The organism is Pseudomonas sp. PA-7-1E (genome assembly GCF_021605325.1).
Lineage (GTDB): Bacteria > Pseudomonadota > Gammaproteobacteria > Pseudomonadales > Pseudomonadaceae > Aquipseudomonas > Aquipseudomonas fluorescens_BV.
Map to the genome: position 1 here is coordinate 1 of NZ_WKFA01000085.1, position 17527 is coordinate 17527.

General features: G+C 53.5%; 17 protein-coding genes, 1 tRNA gene and 1 pseudogene. 11 read left to right on the forward strand and 8 right to left on the reverse strand.

From position 1 onward, the window contains the following. Nucleotides 1-124: 124 nt before the first annotated feature. Nucleotides 125-1408 (reverse strand): NAD(P)/FAD-dependent oxidoreductase, encoded by a 1284-nt coding sequence (locus GIW79_RS28020; protein WP_054898770.1) that lies wholly within the window; start codon nucleotides 1406-1408, stop codon nucleotides 125-127. 184 nt (nucleotides 1409-1592) lie between these two features. Here GIW79_RS28020 and GIW79_RS28025 point away from each other — a divergent pair. The 5 genes from GIW79_RS28025 (at nucleotide 1593) to GIW79_RS28045 (ending at nucleotide 5209) form a co-directional block, all read left to right on the forward strand. Beyond that, a tRNA-Val gene (locus GIW79_RS28025) sits at nucleotides 1593-1669 on the forward strand. A gap of 623 nt (nucleotides 1670-2292) precedes the next feature. Then, on the forward strand, nucleotides 2293-3009 hold the full coding sequence (locus GIW79_RS28030) for a DUF969 domain-containing protein (protein WP_236456197.1): 717 nt from the start codon (nucleotides 2293-2295) through the stop codon (nucleotides 3007-3009). Then, on the forward strand, nucleotides 3006-3956 hold the full coding sequence (locus tag GIW79_RS28035) for a DUF979 domain-containing protein (RefSeq protein WP_034128251.1): 951 nt from the start codon (nucleotides 3006-3008) through the stop codon (nucleotides 3954-3956). Before GIW79_RS28030 ends, GIW79_RS28035 begins: the two co-directional genes overlap by 4 nt. 7 nt (nucleotides 3957-3963) lie before the next feature. Further along, a complete protein-coding gene (gene pcp / locus GIW79_RS28040; RefSeq protein ID WP_054898331.1) occupies nucleotides 3964-4593 on the forward strand; it encodes a pyroglutamyl-peptidase I in 630 nt (209 codons plus the stop codon). Between the two features lie 79 nt (nucleotides 4594-4672). Continuing rightward, nucleotides 4673-5209, forward strand: a complete 537-nt coding sequence (locus GIW79_RS28045; protein ID WP_054922402.1) for an anti-virulence regulator CigR family protein — start codon at nucleotides 4673-4675, stop codon at nucleotides 5207-5209. Between the two features lie 12 nt (nucleotides 5210-5221). Here GIW79_RS28045 and GIW79_RS28050 read toward each other — a convergent pair whose 3' ends face one another. Genes GIW79_RS28050 through GIW79_RS28060 form a run of 3 tightly spaced genes read right to left on the reverse strand, consistent with a single transcriptional unit; the run spans nucleotide 5222 to nucleotide 7593 of the window. Then, complete coding sequence (locus GIW79_RS28050; protein ID WP_236456187.1) at nucleotides 5222-6622, reverse strand: heavy metal sensor histidine kinase; 1401 nt, start codon at nucleotides 6620-6622, stop codon at nucleotides 5222-5224. Continuing rightward, a complete protein-coding gene (locus GIW79_RS28055; protein ID WP_032896183.1) occupies nucleotides 6619-7290 on the reverse strand; it encodes a heavy metal response regulator transcription factor in 672 nt (223 codons plus the stop codon). The genes GIW79_RS28050 and GIW79_RS28055 overlap by 4 nt, the downstream gene beginning before the upstream one ends. 42 nt (nucleotides 7291-7332) lie before the next feature. Then, nucleotides 7333-7593, reverse strand: a complete 261-nt coding sequence (locus GIW79_RS28060; protein WP_054898328.1) for a DUF2790 domain-containing protein — start codon at nucleotides 7591-7593, stop codon at nucleotides 7333-7335. Nucleotides 7594-7776: 183 nt separating this feature from the next. Between GIW79_RS28060 and GIW79_RS28065 the strand changes: the two genes are divergently transcribed. Beyond that, nucleotides 7777-8454, forward strand: a complete 678-nt coding sequence (locus tag GIW79_RS28065; protein ID WP_236456177.1) for an HAD family hydrolase — start codon at nucleotides 7777-7779, stop codon at nucleotides 8452-8454. A gap of 20 nt (nucleotides 8455-8474) precedes the next feature. Here the strand turns inward: GIW79_RS28065 and GIW79_RS28070 are convergent, their stop codons facing one another. From GIW79_RS28070 to csrA, 3 genes are all read right to left on the reverse strand, one after another. Continuing rightward, nucleotides 8475-8771, reverse strand: coding sequence for a hypothetical protein (locus tag GIW79_RS28070; protein ID WP_054898326.1), 297 nt, complete (start codon nucleotides 8769-8771; stop codon nucleotides 8475-8477). A 93-nt stretch (nucleotides 8772-8864) separates the two neighbouring features. After that, on the reverse strand, nucleotides 8865-9125 hold the full coding sequence (locus tag GIW79_RS28075) for a hypothetical protein (RefSeq protein ID WP_057978631.1): 261 nt from the start codon (nucleotides 9123-9125) through the stop codon (nucleotides 8865-8867). 209 nt (nucleotides 9126-9334) lie between these two features. Further along, nucleotides 9335-9529 (reverse strand): carbon storage regulator CsrA, encoded by a 195-nt coding sequence (csrA, locus tag GIW79_RS28080; RefSeq protein WP_003192511.1) that lies wholly within the window; start codon nucleotides 9527-9529, stop codon nucleotides 9335-9337. 264 nt (nucleotides 9530-9793) lie between these two features. Between csrA and GIW79_RS28085 the strand changes: the two genes are divergently transcribed. Continuing rightward, on the forward strand, nucleotides 9794-10159 hold the full coding sequence (locus tag GIW79_RS28085) for an SPOR domain-containing protein (RefSeq protein WP_236456199.1): 366 nt from the start codon (nucleotides 9794-9796) through the stop codon (nucleotides 10157-10159). A gap of 31 nt (nucleotides 10160-10190) precedes the next feature. On the opposite strand, the pseudogene GIW79_RS28090 reads toward GIW79_RS28085, so the two are convergent. Next, a pseudogene (locus GIW79_RS28090) lies at nucleotides 10191-10526 on the reverse strand (endonuclease); the annotation flags it as partial. 208 nt (nucleotides 10527-10734) lie between these two features. Here GIW79_RS28090 and GIW79_RS28095 point away from each other — a divergent pair. From GIW79_RS28095 to GIW79_RS28110, 4 genes are read left to right on the forward strand one after another with little or no spacing between them, the layout of a single operon-like run. Then, nucleotides 10735-12852, forward strand: a complete 2118-nt coding sequence (locus GIW79_RS28095; protein ID WP_203482322.1) for a hypothetical protein — start codon at nucleotides 10735-10737, stop codon at nucleotides 12850-12852. Nucleotides 12853-12854: 2 nt separating this feature from the next. Then, nucleotides 12855-15068, forward strand: a complete 2214-nt coding sequence (locus GIW79_RS28100; RefSeq protein ID WP_203482320.1) for a hypothetical protein — start codon at nucleotides 12855-12857, stop codon at nucleotides 15066-15068. 1 nt (nucleotide 15069) lies between these two features. Beyond that, nucleotides 15070-15690, forward strand: coding sequence for a hypothetical protein (locus GIW79_RS28105; RefSeq protein ID WP_203482318.1), 621 nt, complete (start codon nucleotides 15070-15072; stop codon nucleotides 15688-15690). After that, complete coding sequence (locus tag GIW79_RS28110; protein WP_203482316.1) at nucleotides 15668-17149, forward strand: site-specific integrase; 1482 nt, start codon at nucleotides 15668-15670, stop codon at nucleotides 17147-17149. The genes GIW79_RS28105 and GIW79_RS28110 overlap by 23 nt, the downstream gene beginning before the upstream one ends. The last annotated feature ends 378 nt before the right edge of the window (nucleotides 17150-17527 follow it).

The following is a 17527-nucleotide window of genomic DNA, read 5'->3' on the forward strand; positions in this document are numbered from 1 at the left end:
CTGCCACAGCTCCCCCCGTGCGGCGGCGGAGCCGCCTCCCGCTGGGCTGCGAAGCGGCCCCAAAAGCCTGGGAGCGCTACGCACTCCAGCGGGAGCAAGCTCCCTCGCCACAGGTTGCCTGTGTTTACATGCCGAATTTATCGCGCAATCCGTAGTACCAAGCTCCCAGCGCCGCAAACGGCGTGCGCAACATTTGCCCACCCGGGAACGGGTAATGCGGCAAGCCCGCAAACGCATCAAAACGCTCAGCCTGACCTCGCAAGGCCTCCGCCAGTACTTTGCCTGCCAAGTGCGTGTACGTCACGCCATGACCGCTACAGCCCTGGGAGTAATAGATGTTGTCACCCAGGCGGCCGACCTGCGGCAAACGCGACAGGGTGAGGAGGAAATTGCCGGTCCAGGCGTAGTCGATCTTCACGTTCTTCAGTTGCGGAAAGGCCTTGAGCATTTTCGGTCGGATGATCGCTTCGATATTCGCCGGGTCCCGCGCGCCATAGACCACGCCGCCGCCGAAGATCAGGCGCTTGTCGCTGGTGAGGCGGTAGTAGTCGAGCAGGTAGTTGCAGTCCTCGACACAGTAATCCTGTGGCAATAAAGTCTTGGCTACTTCATCGCCCAGTGGCGCCGTGGTGATCACTTGGGTGCCGCACGGCATCGACTTGGCCGCTAGCTCCGGCACCAGATTGCCCAGGTAAGCGTTCCCCGCGACGATAATGAATTTGGCCCTGACCCTGCCTTCGGCGGTGTGTACCACCGGATTGGCACCGCGCTCAATGCGCACCGCTGCCGATTGCTCATAGATCGTGCCGCCCAGGGATTCCACAGCCGCGGCTTCACCGAGCGCCAGGTTGAGCGGGTGGATATGGCCACCGCTCATGTCCAGCAAACCCCCCACATAGTTGTCACAGGCCACCACCTCGCGGATGCGGCGCTCGTCCAGCAACTCCAGTTGCGTATGGCCGTAGCGCTCCCACAGGCGCTTTTGCGACTCCAGGTGGCCCATGTGCTTGCTGTTGAGGGCGGCGAACACGCCACCGTCCTTCAAATCGCACTGGATCTGATACTTGGCCACGCGCTCACGGATGATCCTGCCGCCTTCAAAGGCCATCTGCCCCAACAACTGCGCCTGGTGAGGCCCGACGCTGCGCTCGATCACGTCGATATCGCGGCTGTAGCTGTTGACGATCTGCCCACCGTTGCGACCCGAAGCACCAAAACCCACCTTGGCGGCTTCCAGCACCGTGACGCGAAAGCCGTTCTCCAGCAAAAACAGCGCACTGGAAAGCCCGGTATAGCCGGCCCCGATCACGCACACATCGGTCTCGACTTCACCTTGCAACACAGGACGGGGCGGAACTGCATTCGCGGAAGCGGCGTAATACGACTGGGGGTAGGGGGTGTTCGCCATCCTGGAACCTCTGTTTTATATTTTTTACGAGTGCGCCGATCCTACCTGAGTTGAAAATCGCCTGCCAGCCACCCGAAAATCGCGGGTGTACCCGGCGCAAATAAAAAATTCGCATATTCATAGGGTTAGCTGCAAAAAAGATGTTGACACCCCTTCGGAATTCCGTAGAATGCCGCCTCACAGCAGGCACGTAGCTCAGTTGGTTAGAGCACCACCTTGACATGGTGGGGGTCGTTGGTTCGAGTCCAATCGCGCCTACCAAACAAAATCCGCTCTGCTGGGCGGTCTAGAAGGGCTCACCGAAAGGTGGGCCCTTTTTTGTTGCCTGAAATTTGGGCAAAGGAAAGTCGAGACGCCGGGCGGCGTCTTTCAGGGCTTTATGTCCAATCAGGCGAACAGCGTCGCCACCGCCAGCAGGCAAATTACCTGGGCGAACAGCTGGCAGCGTATTTCGCCAAGCGTGGTCGCCATATTACTCATTTGTCCGGCATACATAGCGGGAACCCCTCATTGTCGGCACGACGCCGTGAATGAACTCCAAGTACACACAGCTGCACCGTGGAGTATAGGCGCTGATCAGGAATTTTCCCTGCCGACGCCATAGCGCGTTCATCCTCGCGATTTTTCCAAAAAAACTGCGCTGAATCTCTGCATGGCACCGTACCGCCCGAAGCCATCCCCCCACAAAAATTATTGGTTTGCAGCAACAATTTTTCTTGTTGGACACCCCCGGCCCCAGGCAGCAAAGTTGCCGCCACTGACGCTCGACCTTCCAGGTCAACAATAAAAAACCGAGCCGACTGCACGCCACTTTCAAGCTGTGAGCCCTTTGCCCACATCCTGCTGTGATGGCGCCGCAGCGCGCACTAAAGGACCTCCCCGCCATGCAAACTGTTGTGAACTTATGGCCGTTGATCGGCGTACTTGTCATCGTGGTCGGCTTTGTATTGCGCTTCAATCCGCTGTTGGTGGTCTCCGCGGCCGCCATCGCCACCGGGCTTGCCGCCCAGTTCCCCCTGGAAAAAATTCTTGCCACCATGGGTGATGGCTTCCTTCAGACCCGTGCCTTGCAACTGATTCTGTTATTGCCGCTGGCGGTGATTGGCCTGCTGGAACGCCATGGCCTGCGCCTGCATGCGCAGAACTGGATTGCACGCTTCGAACGCGCCACGGTCGGGCGCTTGCTGATCATTTATCTGTTTGTGCGTGAGTCCACGGCGGCCATGGGGTTGACCAGCCTGGGTGGGCATCCGCAGATGGTGCGGCCGCTGCTGGCGCCGATGGCCGAGGGCGCAGCGGAAAAACGCTATGGCAAGTTGCCGGATAAGCTGCGCCACAAGGTACTGGCCATGTGCGCTGCCACCGACAACGTCGGGTTGTTCTTTGGTGAGGACATCTTCGTGGCCTTTGGTGCGATTGCGTTGATGCACACATTCCTGCTTGGCTCGGGGATTGATGTGGAGCCGCTGCACATTGCGGTGTGGGGCATCCCGACGGCGATCTGCGCCTTCATCATTCACGCTATCCGGTTGCATCGTTTCGACCGGCGCTTGACCCGCGAAATGAGCTCGGCCACCGCTCCGGTGGAGGCTGCTCAATGATTATTTCCATTCAATACCTGTACTGGCTGGCGGGCGTGCTGTTGCTGATCACCGCCGGCATGATCCTGCTCGACCGTTCCCACCCCAAGCGCTGGTCCAGTGCGCTGTTCTGGTTGTTGTTCGCCGTACCGTTCCTTATAGGCGAGCGCCTGCCTTCGGTGGTCATCGGAGTGGGTGTGGTGGTGATGGCATTGATTGCTGGCTTGGGCGGCGTTGGTCGTGGCCAGCATGCCGAATTGCACGACAAGGCGTCCCGCGCCAGTGCCGGGCGCCTGGGCCACAAACTGTTCATCCCGGCGTTGGCGATTCCGCTGACCACGGTGATTGGCTCAGTGTTGCTCAAACACACCGAAATCGGTGGTGTACCGCTGCTGGACCCGAAGAACACCACCTTTGTCTCCCTCGGCATCGGTTGCCTGATCGCCCTTGGCCTGGCCTGCTGGCTGACCCGGGATACGCCGGTACAAGCGTTACGCGAATCCCGTCGCCTGACCGAAGCCCTGGGCTGGGCCATGGTGCTTCCGCAAATGCTGGCGATGCTCGGGCTGTTGTTCAATGAGGCCGGGGTGGGCACGGCGGTCGCTCATGTCACCACCACCTACATCAACCTGGACTACAAGTTGGTGGCGGTGATGGTCTATGTGTTGGGCATGGCCTTGTTTACCGTGATCATGGGCAATGGTTTTGCGGCCTTTCCGGTGATGACCGGTGGCGTCGGCGTGCCGGTGCTGGTGGGGATTTACGGCGGCAATCCGGCGGTGATGGCGGCGATTGGTATGTTCTCTGGCTATTGCGGTACGTTGATGACGCCGATGGCGGCCAACTTCAATATCGTACCGGCGGCGCTACTGGAGCTGCCGGATAAAAATGCGGTGATCAAAGCCCAACTACCCACGGCGCTGATGATGCTGGTGGTCAATATCGTGCTGCTCTATCTGTTGATGTGAGGCCACTGTGCAAAACGTATTGCTGACGGGCTTCGAGCCCTTTGATAAGGCGGCGGTAAACCCCTCTTGGGAGGCCGTGCGCCAGTTGGACGGTGTGCAGCTGTGCGAGGGGGTGCAAATGGTTTCGCGTTGCTTGCCCTGCGCATTTGCCACCGCTGCCGAAACCTTGCTCCAGTTGATCAACGAACTGCGGCCGGCAATGGTCATCGCCACGGGCCTGGGGCCTGGGCGCAGTGATATTTCCGTCGAGCGCGTTGCGATCAACGTTAACGATGCGCGTATTCCCGACAATCTGGGGGCGCAGCCGATTGATATTGCGGTAGTGGATGGCGGCCCGGCGGCGTACTTCTCGACGTTGCCGATCAAGGGCATGGTCAAGGCGGTGCGTGAGGCGGGCATTGCGGCCTCGGTATCGCAGACGGCGGGGACGTTTGTGTGTAATCAGGTGTTTTATCGTTTGCAGCATGCCTTGGTGGGGACTGGGGTGCGCAGTGGGTTTATTCACGTACCTGGTTTGCCTGACGCGGGCGAGCATTCGATGTCGCTATCGACAATAGTCGAGGGGTTGCGTGTGGCGGCATTGGCAGCCTGGCAAACCCAGGTAGATATCGCCTTGAGTGGTGGTCAGGTGAGCTGACGGCAGACGCTGTTGTCTGTGTACGCTGTGTTGCGATTTCAACTACAGTTCAAGCACATATTTGCGTTGGGAAGTCGCCATGTTAAAGCGTACGAAGTTCGTGTCGGTTGCGTTGTCCCTTGCACTGTCCGTGACCAGTGGCCTTGCCCTTGCAGATCCAGGCAATGGCAAAGGCCAGGGTAACAATAAAGGTGATGTCTACGGTGGGCAGGGCAAAGGCCAAGGCAATAGCAAGGGTGATGCCTATGGTGGGCAGGACAACGGCAAAGGTCACGGTAATAACAAAGGTAATGCCCAGGGTGGGCACGGTAAGGGCAAGGACAATGGCGGGCCCTCCAGGAATGACTTCAGCGTTGATCGCGGTCTTGTACTGAACGTGCTGGGCGGTCACCGCGATTATTGGCGCCCAGGGCCAGCCTTGCCGCCTGGCATTCAGAAAAACCTGGCACGCGGCAAGCCCCTGCCGCCCGGTATTGCCAAGAAGCTGGACGGCCGCTTGCTGGGGCAGTTGCCTCGCTACGACGGTTACGAGTGGCAGCAAGCGGGGACCGACTTGATATTGGTGGCCATCGCGACTGGTATCATCTACGAAGTTCTGAACGGCGCGTTTGATTGAGTCGCAGCGCCCTCAGGCTTCACGGCCGGGGAAAAACAACTCAAAACAGGTCACGCCATCTTCACTGCTTACACGGTACCGCCCGTTATGCAGCTGCATGATGGCCGCCACGATCGAGAGTCCCAGGCCGTTGGACTGGGCTGACCGCTCGCGGGATTCATCCACCCGGTAGAACCGTTCGAACAGCCGCGGCAGGTGCTCGGCCGGGATCGTCTGGCCGTGGTTACTGACCCTCAGGTTGATGCCCGCGCCATCCGGCACTGCCTGGATACTCAGTTCCGAGCCCGGCGCGCCATATTTGATGGCGTTGGCGCACAGGTTGGCCAAGGCACGGCGCAGCAACATCGGCTCAGCCCAGATCACCCCTTCGCCCAAGGCGGTGATGTGCATGTCCACATCACCGGCCAGCCCCTCGAAGTAATCCGCGATGCGTTCCACTTCATCCGCTGCGTCCAGCGCCTGGCGTTGGCGCAGTGCGCTGGCGGGGTCGGTGCGGGCCAGGAACAGCATGTTGTCGAGCATTCGCGCCAGGCGTTCCAGCTCTTCGACATTGGAGGCCAGCAGTTGCTGGTAGCTCTCGATGCTGCGCTGCTGCTGCAGGGCAACCTGGGTTTCGCCGAGCAGGTTGTTGATCGGGGTGCGCAGTTCATGGGCCATGTCGGTGGACACTTGGCCCAGTTGTACAAAGCCTTTGGCCAGGCGTTCAAGCATGGTGTTGAACGAGTCGATCATGGGCAGCAATTCTTTCGGTGTGCCGTGGCTGTCGAGCCGTTCGGCCAGGTTGCTGACGCCGATCCCTTGGGCATGCCGGGCCAGGCGGCGCAATGGCAGCAAGCCGCGATGAACCAGCAGGTAACCCACCAGCGCCAGGATGATCGCGGCGATACTCGCCAGGATGTATACGCTGAGTCGATAACTGGTGAGCACCGCGGTGCGCTCGGTCATCAGGCGGCCGCTGGTGATTTGCAGGCTGCCCAGGTCGCCGGAGTCGATAGCCACGGCCACCAGCGAGAAGGGAATACCGTTCAGGCCTGGCAAATGTTGCACGTCGCTCAACATGAGTTTGTGATCCTTGGGCAGCGGCTGGATCGACGGCAACTCAATATTCCCCGGGTTTACCAGCAGCAGTGGCTGTTTGTCGGGGGCGGCAATGCTCAGCACGGATTCGCGGTTGCCCAACATGTTCTGGAACAGCTCTGGCTTGGTCTTGATCAGGTCCAGGGTATTGCTGTCGTTGAGCAGGTTGCGTAACTGGTCCACCCGGGATATCAGCGCGGCGTCATCGCGGCGGATCAGTTCGCGCTCTAGTTCCCGGTACAGCGCCACGCCCAGGGTGGCCAGCAAGGCGAAGGCGAGCAGGGCGAAGATCAACGCCAGGCGCAGGGTCAGGGAGTAAGGGTGTTGACGGTTCATGGCTGGGTATCGAAGCGGTAGCCAATGCCCCGCACGCTGTGGATCAGCTTGAGCTGGAACGGGTCGTCGATTTTCAGGCGCAGGCGGCGCACGGCGACATCCACCACATTGGTGTCGCTGTCGAAGTTCATGTCCCACACCCGCGAAGCAATCAGCGAGCGGGACAGTACCTGGTCCTGGTGCGTCGCGAACAGATGCAGCAGGGCGAACTCTTTGTTGGTCAGGGTAATGCGCGTGCCGGCGCGGGTCACCCGACGTTTGAGTACGTCAATGTGCAGGTCGGCGATTTGCAGTTGTTCTTCATCCCGGCTCGGGCCACGACGATTGAGGGTACGCAGGCGCGCCACCAGTTCGGCGAACGAAAAGGGCTTGATCAGGTAGTCATCGGCACCCAGCTCAAGGCCTTTGATGCGGTCGGCGATGTCATCGCGGGCGGTGAGGAATAGCACTGGCGTATCGGCTTCTTTGCGCAGTCGGCGCAGCACTTCCCAGCCATCCATTTTCGGCATCATCACGTCCAGTACGATCACGTCGAAGGGCGTTTCAAGGGCCTGGTGCAAGCCGTCCACCCCATCGCGGGCCAGGCTTACGCAATGCCCCAGCTCCTGCAGCCCATTGAGCAGATAATTACCGGCCTTGGGTTCGTCTTCGACTACGAGGATGTTCATGGAAGGTGCTCTGCTTCAATAAGTTGCGCCAGTGTAGCCCGATCAATTGTCATTGGCGCAACCGGTGCCCTGGACTTGGTAATCCAGCACATGTTCGCGGTCTTGGTGGTCCAGATAGCGCAGTTGCGCCGGCACAACCCCGCATTGGCCGTAGGTGTCGGTGCTCGACAGCACCCTGGCGACATCCAGGTGCACGAAGAAGCCGGTTTTGTCGTGGATCACGTTGGTAGCGGGGGCGGTATCGGCAGCGAATGCCGAGCCAGTGGCGAGCAAAGCGGCGAAGCCCAGGGCAATCAGTTTCATGGTGGTGTCTCACGTTCCGGGTGGGTAGTGAGCTCACGGTAACCAGGCGACCCCAACAGCCAACCAACAGGATCATGACAAGTTCGTCATTTTTTACTTGGAGGTGACGGGCCAGGACTCGGCGTTTACAAGCGTCGAGGTGATCCGTAGATTGCAGGGCCCAGCCCATGAGGAAGCCGCGCAATGTCCAGCCCAACTCCAAATGTATTTACCCGGCGTTACCGCGCCTTTCTGTTCGATATGGACGGGACCCTGCTCAACTCCATTGCCGCTGCGGAGCGCGTCTGGGGCATCTGGGCTGCACGGCATGGCTTGGATGTGGAAGCGTTTCTGCACACCATTCATGGCGCCCGCGCGATTGATACGATCACCCGCCAGGCATTGCCGGGCGTCGATCCACAGATAGAAGCCCAATGGATCACCGAGGCTGAGCTGGACGATGTCGAAGGCATCGTGGCGATTCCCGGCGCGGTGGCGTTTTTGGCGAGCCTGCCCGTCGATCAATGGGCGTTGGTCACCTCAGCGCCAAAGGCATTGGCCGTGCGCCGGCTGCAAGCAGCGGGCATCCCCGTGCCGGCGGTACTGGTGACAGCCGAAGATGTGAAGACGGGCAAGCCCGATCCGGCCTGTTATGTGCTGGGTGCTCGGCGCCTGGGCGTGCCGATGCAGGACTGCCTGGTGTTCGAGGACGCCACAGTGGGTATTCAGGCTGGGGAAGCGGCGGGGGCGGATATCATGGTGGTGACCTCGACACACTTGACGCCGATGGTGACCGCCCATGCTTGCATCGAGCAATACGGTGCGTTGAAAGCCGAGCGTGGGGCTGATGGCTTGCTGTCCTTAAGTTCGTTGGCGCCATGATACGTGGAAGGCCGAGCCCGTTACCGGTCTCGGCCTTCCATGCAGTCGATGGGATCGGACAGTGCCTGCAGTCGGCTGTTTTTCATCCCCTGGCGCGACACCACCATTTCCCTGAGTATCTCGGTGGCGAGCCGGTTGATGGCTTCTGTACCGTGATAATGCGCGCGCACGATGCCGGTAATCGCGAAGTGATCGGTTCCCGGGCCGCTGAGAACGGCTGAGAGAGTACCGTCGGCATGCAGCGTGCACTCAACGGTATAGCTGGGCAGGCGCGCTGCCAGTGCTGACTCGATCTGGGCTTTACTGAGGGTATCCATCTGTATCTGCACCTTTGACTGACTGCGCAAGCCCAATGATAGGTGGTGCGGCGGCGCTGTAAATACCGGCGATCCGATAACAGGTAAACGCCCTCAACGTGCGGTTTTTCCATGGGTGCGATGAGCGGCGCGCTGACGCAGCTTGCGCAAGATCACCTTCTGGATGGGCTTGAGGCAGAACGCAAGCAGGTAGCCACAGAGCAGAAGCGCAAGATCCAACCAGGAATGGGTGTCGGGATCGGCCCCTTCCACTTCCATTCTCAAGCAGCACCCGAGTGCCACGAAGACCAGCCCTATCAGAAGGGCGATCATCCAGGATCTTGAAACAAGCGGTTGCGACGCGGCTGGCCTCATCGACGTGTTCCCGAAATGCACTCGGACGGCAGGATAAAGTGTCAGAAGTTGGGCTGCCAATAGCGCGACAAGTTCCGGATGCCCTGACAGTTTCATCTTGCAGCGAAGGAAGGGCTCAACGTGCGCTGGTCACCCGGGAAGCGCGAACAGGCCAATTGGGTTTTCGCCAGCCGTTACAGTGAACGAAAAGGCTGGCTACTGGAGGCGTTTCAAGGCGTCTGGTTTTTGTCAGGTGCAGTCAGGCCGGCCTGGATACGCTGGTAAATCTCCTCGCGATGCACGGCAACATCCTTAGGTGCGTTGATGCCGATTCGTACTTGCTGGCCGCTAACGCCCAGGATGGTGATCGTAATGTCATCACCGATGTTTATGCTTTCACCGACTTTGCGGGTGAGTATAAGCATGGACTTCTCCTTGAATTACTTTTAAGGACACATGTTTCAGACAGGGTAGGTGTCGGATGTGTGTAGCTTACTGCGAAGCGCTTCCCTGTGACTGCCTCTTTCTAGGACGCATAGAGGCGACATTAATTCCCATGGCGGTATCATACAGGTCGCGATACATGATTCGCATTGTTTAAGCCAACGTTTATGACGGCCAGAATAGACAGTGAATGGTAAAGTTGCCTCTTTGATCCTCAAAGGAGCAGGGCAGTGCGTAAAGTAGCGATGGCAATTGTGGTGTTGGCGTTGGCCGGATGCGGTGAAGGTAAGTCGGTCGACGCCCCCAAGGCCAAGCCTGCCGTGACCGAAAGCCTGCCGCAAACCGGTGCGATTGCCGCTCAGGAATGGGATATACGGGTCGGCCCGCCGGACCATAAGCTGCAGGCGATCACCGACCTGGCCGCCTGGTTGCTGGAGCACGGGTTCAATTTCTACATTGTGAAAGTCGACGGCAAGGATGAGGTGCTATTGGGGCCGTTCGCGACCAAAGCCGAGGCCGAAGCCAAGCAGGCGCTGCTAAACGAAAAAATGGCGCGGGCCAAGAAAAACGACACCGTGTCGGAGATTATCGAACACCAGGCTGCGCAGTAGCAGGTGAAGTGGGCGGGCACCCCGCCCACAGTCAGCCGCAGGCCTTGAGGTTGACCGGGCCGACGAATTCATTACCACGTCCCATCACGCACGCCACTGTCTGGTTGCGCTGGCGCTCCCAGGTTTGCGCCGGATAGGTCTTGTTCCAGGCTTCATACAATTGCCGGTCCTGCTTCGACAGGCGCAGGCCATACTGCTTGCTCATATAAAAATACGTGCGTGCGATCATCCCGCGAATGGACGGGCGCGGCATGACTTTCTTCGCCTTGAAGTCCACCTGGGTCAGGCATGAGCCGTACTGCCCGCTTTGCACCGGCAGCCAGCCAAAACTGAAGTTGTTACGGTCACCATTCACTTCGCCAACATTTTCTTCACCTACACTCATTGTGCATCGGGCTTGCGTCATAAAGCCCCTGTGTTTCCTAGGATGCACGGCTGGCACCTGTGTTGTTGTGAACATGGGTGCGATTCGTCGCATGTTCACGATCAGGGAGGGGTTAGGAATGCGGATAGAGATAGGGATCGGCAAAGTCACTGCGTACGTCGATAGTCCCCGCAGAGTGAAACCGCGAGTAGTGAAGCTAGATCCGCTTTCCATAATCGAACGTAACGACCTAGGGCAAATCATCGCATTGACCGTTGTCTATCTAGCGGGCAGAAGTCCTAAAACGCAACTCACATTTTTGAATGCAGTGCTGAGTCGTTTCGGTGAGTTTACCGTTTGGTATCACAACTTAATTGAAAACGATAGCGAAAGATTTTGTATTCCGCGCGATTTTGCGAGTGGTTTACATTTTATTAATCAATTTGGACTTTGGTTTGTAAGTAATCCTAGATCAACGGCAACTCTAAAAACTCGCTGTAAGCTATGGCGGAAAAACATTAGAAGATACCTCCTCAGGATGCAGGCTGAAGGAATAATACATAGAGATATTGATATTCCTCTAATGGATTTGCCTGAAGAAAAAGTAACTGGTGGGAAACCAGGCAGCAGTAGAGTTTTGGGAGGCAGTATTCAGGCTAAAGATGAGAAATTTGACCAGGCTACTGACCGAACCTTGGCTGGACCAATATTTTGGAAGTCTGATGCGGATTATCTAGATAATATTGAACGTACACTGCGGAGTAGAAACAGTCTTCTTAGTTCAGTATTGGATGATTATTGGCTCCGGCTCGTAAAAGACTACAGGGCCGGGGCCTTGATGAGGGTAAATGAAGCTGAATGGAAACGGAGAGTGGAATCGGGAGTATGGAGCTATACACATATCTATGATCGTGGTGACGGGTGGTGTGGTACAAACGAAATAAACTTGAAACTGGGTTCTCCTATGAATCCTGAGGGGCATATATGGGCGCTTCAGATTATGAGAAATGCCATATCTCGAAGTGACGATATTTATTGTATTAGTACTAGTGTAATCTGCCAACACCCAGCACTGAATGCAAGATTTATCACAGAGTCTTCGCAGACACCTTTGCAAGGCTTAAATGAATGGTGCTCTCTCGATAAAGCGCAGCTGGCCCTTCTGAAACCATATCAACTGTATGCACGGTTCCTTGGTGTGCTCACCGTCACCGATATGGCCGTCGCCGTTGCGATATTACTGCAAGAACATCCAAATTTCACGCCGGAAGCTCTCGCATCTGCTGAACTATCAATATCAGAAGGCGAATATTACTTTTCGATAGGAGGCGATGATGATGAAGTAAGTCAGATATTTGTAGTAGAAAAGAAAAGAGCGCGGGAAAAAAAGTACGCCATACTAACGCATCGCGCTAGACGAGTAATAACCCACCTTGTGAGGTGTACGGCGCCAGTGCGAGAACTACTTAAGCGTGCAGGGAGTAAGTTGCATAAGTTTCTCTTCTTGGGATTAACCAGGTCAGGAAAAGCAGGGCCGCATTTGGGGCATCCCCCAAATATTTTTGCGCTTAATTTGCATAGAAAGAGTGGTGTGACGCTTTCGACACTTTATCCGGCTTTAGAAGCCGGTGGATTGATGAAAGGAAATCTAGATTTTAAACGAATTCGATGCACTCAGGGGGTATTGGAGTGGTTTGATAAAGGCTCAATACGAAATGTCCAGCGAAAGCTCGGGAATAGTTATAGAGTGGTAATTAGTCATTACATTCCTGAAGTTGTTCTGCATGCTTGGAGTGAGCGAATAGTTCGAATTTTTCAGAATTCGCTTCTTCTTATTGCTGCGTGCAAAGAGGACTATCTCTTAGAGGTTTCCGATTGTAGCTCACTTTATGAGCTTAATGAGCTTATTGCAAATGCGCTTAGATTTTTCCCGAAGGGGCGGTCCCCCCTGTCCAATTTGCTTCATACAGCTTTTGCGAGTGATAGCAATGGCTCTAAAGGAAGCTCAGAGGTTGGTGATATATTGCATCTTCGGCTTTCCGATCAAAGTATTGCGCTTCTGATCGCTCACCAACAGTGGGCAACAACTAACTTGAGTGACAGGGCTAGGTCGGCGGAGCCGGAGGGGACTGGATTATCAGCGAATACCCTTATCCATTTAACGAGAATGCTACAAGCAATAGTCACTTCGGATGATGTTGGAAATCAACTTAAAGATGTGATTGATCTGCGAAGACTCAAAGAAAGCTTCAGGCGTGCTGAGTGCTTAGTTCCAGAGCTATTACAGAAGCTATCGTCGCTACGCTGTGAAAACCTCTGGGAGGCTTAAGAATGGGAAACTCTCTTGGCAAAGATCATTGGAAGCTTGGCTATCGACTAGCAACGACGAATCCAGATGACTCTTTGGTTTCAATGCTCGACTCGGTGTCAGCGAGAGGAGGAATTTATCAAGGGCGATGGACAGCACCCTGGCTTCTTTCAGATTGGGAATCCGATATTTGGATTACCACCAACGGAGAGAAAACACGCGCTACTAGCGAAGGTGGATTTTTGGGAAGTGTTAACGTCCATTGGAGTGTCAGGCTTCCGAATGGGTGCTATCTCACAGATACCAAGTACTCACGCCTCTTAAGTTCGTGCAAAAAAATCAGTTTCCTTTATCGCCAGGGTTACGGCTTTAGCAAGCCACCTGCTATCCGTGTTTGGCATGATTTCAATGGTTTCCTATTAAGAATTTGCTATTGGCTGGTTTTGGAAGAAGAATATTTTTTTCCAGAGAAGCATGGGCTCTTGTTGTTTGACCAAGGCGGCATATCAAAGCTTACTAATTTAATGGCCTGTGGTGGTTGGTGTGGAGCTCATCGTATAACTGAGCGATTTATGGCGGAACTGCATCATGAGGTGTTTGCCTCACCCTGTCCCCCAGAGCTAATGGTTGCGCCATTCAAATGGCCCCAAGAAAAGCTGCACATTGCTATTCGTTGGCTTGAATCAAATAACGGCTACCAAAGAAGATCCGTGCGAGCACATGAGATGGAGAATGAGTCGCGTGTTGCTAACCATGTAATCGAGAGGTTTTTATTTTGTTCTGCAAGTTCGGCGCGTATCCATGACCGTTTCAATGCTGCAATGCGTCAATTTGAAGGAAAAACGCCGTTTCATCCGCTATTTGTAAGTCATAGTATAAGAACAGAGTTTCCTAGTCACAGGACTTCTACTATAGATGAAGTTATTTCGCAAGGTAATAGCCTTAAGTCGATTAGAAGTGAGGTTAATAAGTTTAATATTATCGCAAAATTTCGCGCCTACCTTCCCGATGAAATTCCACATTGGAACGGGTTGGAGTCGTGTTTGGCTGTTTTCAATCAGGAAGCTAGTGTTGCCAAGCATGGGCGAACGCGATTTGTTCCTATTAATACATTGATGGGCTACCTGAACGAAAGTCTGCGCTGGGTTGTTAAGTACGGCGACGACCTAGTTGGGTTTTATCTAGAAGTTTTTTCAAGGTGCAAAAACGACTTTGAAAAAGGAACTAAGGTATGGGGGCAGGTTAATAACCCGTTTCATATGAATCGAATATTTCGGGAAATACCATGCCCCGATTCATTAAGGAATGCCGGGTTTAGTATAAAAAAATTTGGCGTTGCAAAAAGAATTAAGAGCTTTGATATGCTGCGAGCATCACCAACTCTTCATGGGATGTTGGAAATACATGTTGGTGCGGTTGTCGTACTTTTGTCACTTATGAAGCCATTCAGAGATGTAGAGCTGTCTGATTTGCCGTACAACTGCATTCTCGGAAGCTCTGAGTATGGTTTCTGGATTAACTCAAAAATTGCAAAACATACGTTGGGAGAACAGACGGAATACTCTGGAGGTCGGCCCGTTCCAGCAGTAGTCGCAAAGGCTGTTCGCCAGATGCAGGATCTAAGTTCCGGACTATGGAAAATTCTTGGGGAAGATGATCAATATCGCATGAGTAAATTGTTTTATTTAACAAATCCTGCTGATTGGAATGTTCCTAAAGTAATGGGGCGCGGTTCTTTAAATGACTATATTGATCGTTTTTGTGATTATGTAAATTTGCCCGTAGATGAGTTGGGGCGACGCTGGTACATACGCGTCCACGAGATGCGTAAATGGTTTCTCTTGATGCTCTTTTGGAGCGGAAGGTATGACGTACTAGACGCGGCTAGGTGGATGGCTGGTCACGTTGATGCTCAACATATATATGCATATATAGAGCGGGAGTTTCCGGGCGGGGTTGGAATACTTGAGGCGGAATGTGTTATCGATCAACTTGCGCAATTCGACGATGGTGTCGGTTTGTCTGATAATGAAGTGCTTGGATTGAGCAGCTTGTATCGGGAAGTTTTATTGCACTTTAATGTCGTAAGCTTGAACGTTGTTCCTGAGCGTCAGTGGCATGAGCTTGTAAAGGTTTTGTTTCAGCATAAGTATCATCTGGAACCGTATAGCATTGTTGGAGGTGGTGGGGAAATTAAATACTGTATTGCTATTAAGCAAGGGAATCGGGAGGCTTAGAATGGTTTCGCAGCAAGTAAAGCGTCGTCATTCTACAAGTGCCTGTTTGGCGAGTGTGCTCGCAAGATTTTCCGTCTTGAAATACTATTTGAGCGAAGCCGCCATTACGGATCAACGAGTAATGAATGCTTGTAAATCCCAAGCTGCGTTGGCAGATTTGGATATTCCAGCGCTGGGAATTACTCCTGTCTCTCGGAATAGCATGTATAAGTTCTCTGATTTTGCTTGTAAGGAAAATCCAAGCCTTCTCAATGGCTTCAGTGGGTCGGGTAGGCAATTTCTGGATCATCTCCGACAGCAAGTATGCTCATTGAAAGTTGTTACCACCAAGGCTCGCTCGAAAGCCGCACTACTTCAACGATCTGAACAGGTGCGCTTGCAACTACGTGAGCTGTTGTCTGCTAGCGAGGCTCACTCATTGAGATTGAGTAAAGCGTACTATCACATGCTGCAGACAATTGCTGCGTTGTCTAAGGTTGATTTGGATCCGGCTGAGATGCGAACTAGATTGATAAATATTCTGCGCGATCAGAACGTTTTGTATGATGATTTGTTTTCAGAGGTAGACATGCAGCGCACTTCAAAAGTGGAAGATTTTAATGAAAAGCAACGGCTTGTATAGCCGTGTCAAAGACATCCGCCTGCCGGATAGTGCTGTCTATTTTGGCGGTAGGTCAAATTCATCTAAAGTTATTTATCAAGTAATTCCTGTCGCTGCTTTTGTTCGGTGGCCAAGTGGTAAACCGTGTTTGGCGGTTAACATGTACCTTGTTGATAAAAGCTGGTCATGGACAGGGGATACCGCGTTAACTACGGCTTCAAAATTGACTCATTTAATTCGATATTGTGCTTCGGCGCGATCTGGTAGTCCTATCCAGTTCAATGAGTTTTCTGATAATGATGTTCAGATGATGATTAAATTTCTTAGCCAAGGGGAGGAGGGTGAGGAGTCCACGCGCGTTCGCAATAATAATACTGTTAACGCAATAATGCAGTCTGTTTTTGAGTTTTTGTTTTGGTTTCAGAATAACATTTACTCAGGCGAGATTCCGGTTATTGGTGATCGTGCGAGTGGCGCTTCTGTTGTTGTTGAAAGAAAATTTAACTCTCGTAGTGGTCGATATTATTTCCATCACAGATACACGCTTCCTTCTGTTGGTGCGGCATTAAAATTACCCATTGATTACTATTACATCGATAAGATTGAGCAGGCTGTTGATGATCTATATGACTTAGAATCATATACGAGCGAGTTCTTAAGGCGCTTCTCGAATGACATTGTGCTTATGAAGGAGTATAGAGAGTATATAACTGCGCGCCGTGATTTTATGCTGTTAATGTTTAAGTACGTTTGTCTGCGTCCTTCTGAGTTGAGAGACCTTCCGTTGCAAGACAACATGTTGTCGTTATTGTCTCCTGAACCTGCTTTAATTTTGCCGACATACAAGCGCCGCAAGATGCGTGGGTGTTTGAGGCGGTACCCCGTTTCAAAAAAGCTGGCAGCAAGGGCGTTGTTGTATTTTGAGCATAGAAATCGCTGGCTGGAGTTTTGTATTTCCAGAAAAGATTGGAACGTCACTGAGTCAACAAGCGTCTTCTTAAGTGTTGAGCCGGGGAGCTACGGAACTGCAATTTCTACTGAATCTTTGACCCGGGATTTTAAGAGATTATGCCGATATGCTGGGTTTAAAGATGTTCGGCTATGTCTCTCAATGTTTCGACATCGCTTCTTGACTGCTGCAGCACTGCTGCACATTCGAGAGCTGAAGAGTGGTACAGCGGAGCTATCAAAGCAGGACTACCGCATGGTTCTTGAGCGTCTAAGGGAGATGTCTGGGCATGCACAAGTAGAATCATTATGGGTATATATACACCTTGCACTCGATTTAGATGGTGTTTGGGATGAGGCGAATAGAGCTGTACGAGTCTCTCAGTCGGTAGACCAATTACGGCATGACATTGTTAGTTTAAGTAGAGAAATTAGGTCAGCAGATACTAATTCGATTACCATTGATAGTGTCTTAGATTTAGTCGGTAGTCGTATAGCTAATGCGATAGCTCAGTTCTCCAAGCATGAATAATCAATAGCAACTTGTTAGCTATGGCCGACTTTTGAAACGGTTTCCATGCTCATCCCGCAGGCAATTTTCTGATTTGGCTATCCCATCTGCTTAATTATTGATCAGCTCCAGTGGAACACTCGGGTCAGCTTTCAGTCAGCGGCAACAACCAGATTTCGAATAGCGACGCGACTCTCTTTGGAGCGGGATTTTTCACTCAGCCTGGGGTGATTTCAGGGAGAATTACCATTGCTGCCGGCGTTGCCCGCCGCTTAGGGATGGTCTGAAGTAGTTGTGTATTTCTGGCTGACTTCAGCCCCTGCCGATTTTAAAAGCGGCAAATCGATCAAAAACGCTCAGATCACCCGCTTATTTCTGTGTTTTTAGCCGCCGCGAGCA

What these genes read in the sequence shown, in the direction of transcription:
- GIW79_RS28105 (WP_203482318.1), top strand. Translation starts at nt 15,070, where the DNA reads ATGGTTTCGCAGCAAGTAAAGCGTCGTCATTCTACAAGTGCCTGTTTG.
- GIW79_RS28070 (WP_054898326.1), bottom strand. Translation starts at nt 8,771, where the DNA reads ATGGATACCCTCAGTAAAGCCCAGATCGAGTCAGCACTGGCAGCGCGC.
- GIW79_RS28020 (WP_054898770.1), bottom strand. Translation starts at nt 1,408, where the DNA reads ATGGCGAACACCCCCTACCCCCAGTCGTATTACGCCGCTTCCGCGAAT.
- GIW79_RS28065 (WP_236456177.1), top strand. Translation starts at nt 7,777, where the DNA reads ATGTCCAGCCCAACTCCAAATGTATTTACCCGGCGTTACCGCGCCTTT.
- GIW79_RS28045 (WP_054922402.1), top strand. Translation starts at nt 4,673, where the DNA reads ATGTTAAAGCGTACGAAGTTCGTGTCGGTTGCGTTGTCCCTTGCACTG.
- GIW79_RS28085 (WP_236456199.1), top strand. Translation starts at nt 9,794, where the DNA reads ATGGCAATTGTGGTGTTGGCGTTGGCCGGATGCGGTGAAGGTAAGTCG.
- GIW79_RS28050 (WP_236456187.1), bottom strand. Translation starts at nt 6,622, where the DNA reads ATGAACCGTCAACACCCTTACTCCCTGACCCTGCGCCTGGCGTTGATC.
- GIW79_RS28060 (WP_054898328.1), bottom strand. Translation starts at nt 7,593, where the DNA reads ATGAAACTGATTGCCCTGGGCTTCGCCGCTTTGCTCGCCACTGGCTCG.
- GIW79_RS28030 (WP_236456197.1), top strand. Translation starts at nt 2,293, where the DNA reads ATGCAAACTGTTGTGAACTTATGGCCGTTGATCGGCGTACTTGTCATC.
- GIW79_RS28110 (WP_203482316.1), top strand. Translation starts at nt 15,668, where the DNA reads ATGAAAAGCAACGGCTTGTATAGCCGTGTCAAAGACATCCGCCTGCCG.
- GIW79_RS28100 (WP_203482320.1), top strand. Translation starts at nt 12,855, where the DNA reads ATGGGAAACTCTCTTGGCAAAGATCATTGGAAGCTTGGCTATCGACTA.
- GIW79_RS28075 (WP_057978631.1), bottom strand. Translation starts at nt 9,125, where the DNA reads ATGAGGCCAGCCGCGTCGCAACCGCTTGTTTCAAGATCCTGGATGATC.
- csrA (WP_003192511.1), bottom strand. Translation starts at nt 9,529, where the DNA reads ATGCTTATACTCACCCGCAAAGTCGGTGAAAGCATAAACATCGGTGAT.
- GIW79_RS28055 (WP_032896183.1), bottom strand. Translation starts at nt 7,290, where the DNA reads ATGAACATCCTCGTAGTCGAAGACGAACCCAAGGCCGGTAATTATCTG.
- GIW79_RS28035 (WP_034128251.1), top strand. Translation starts at nt 3,006, where the DNA reads ATGATTATTTCCATTCAATACCTGTACTGGCTGGCGGGCGTGCTGTTG.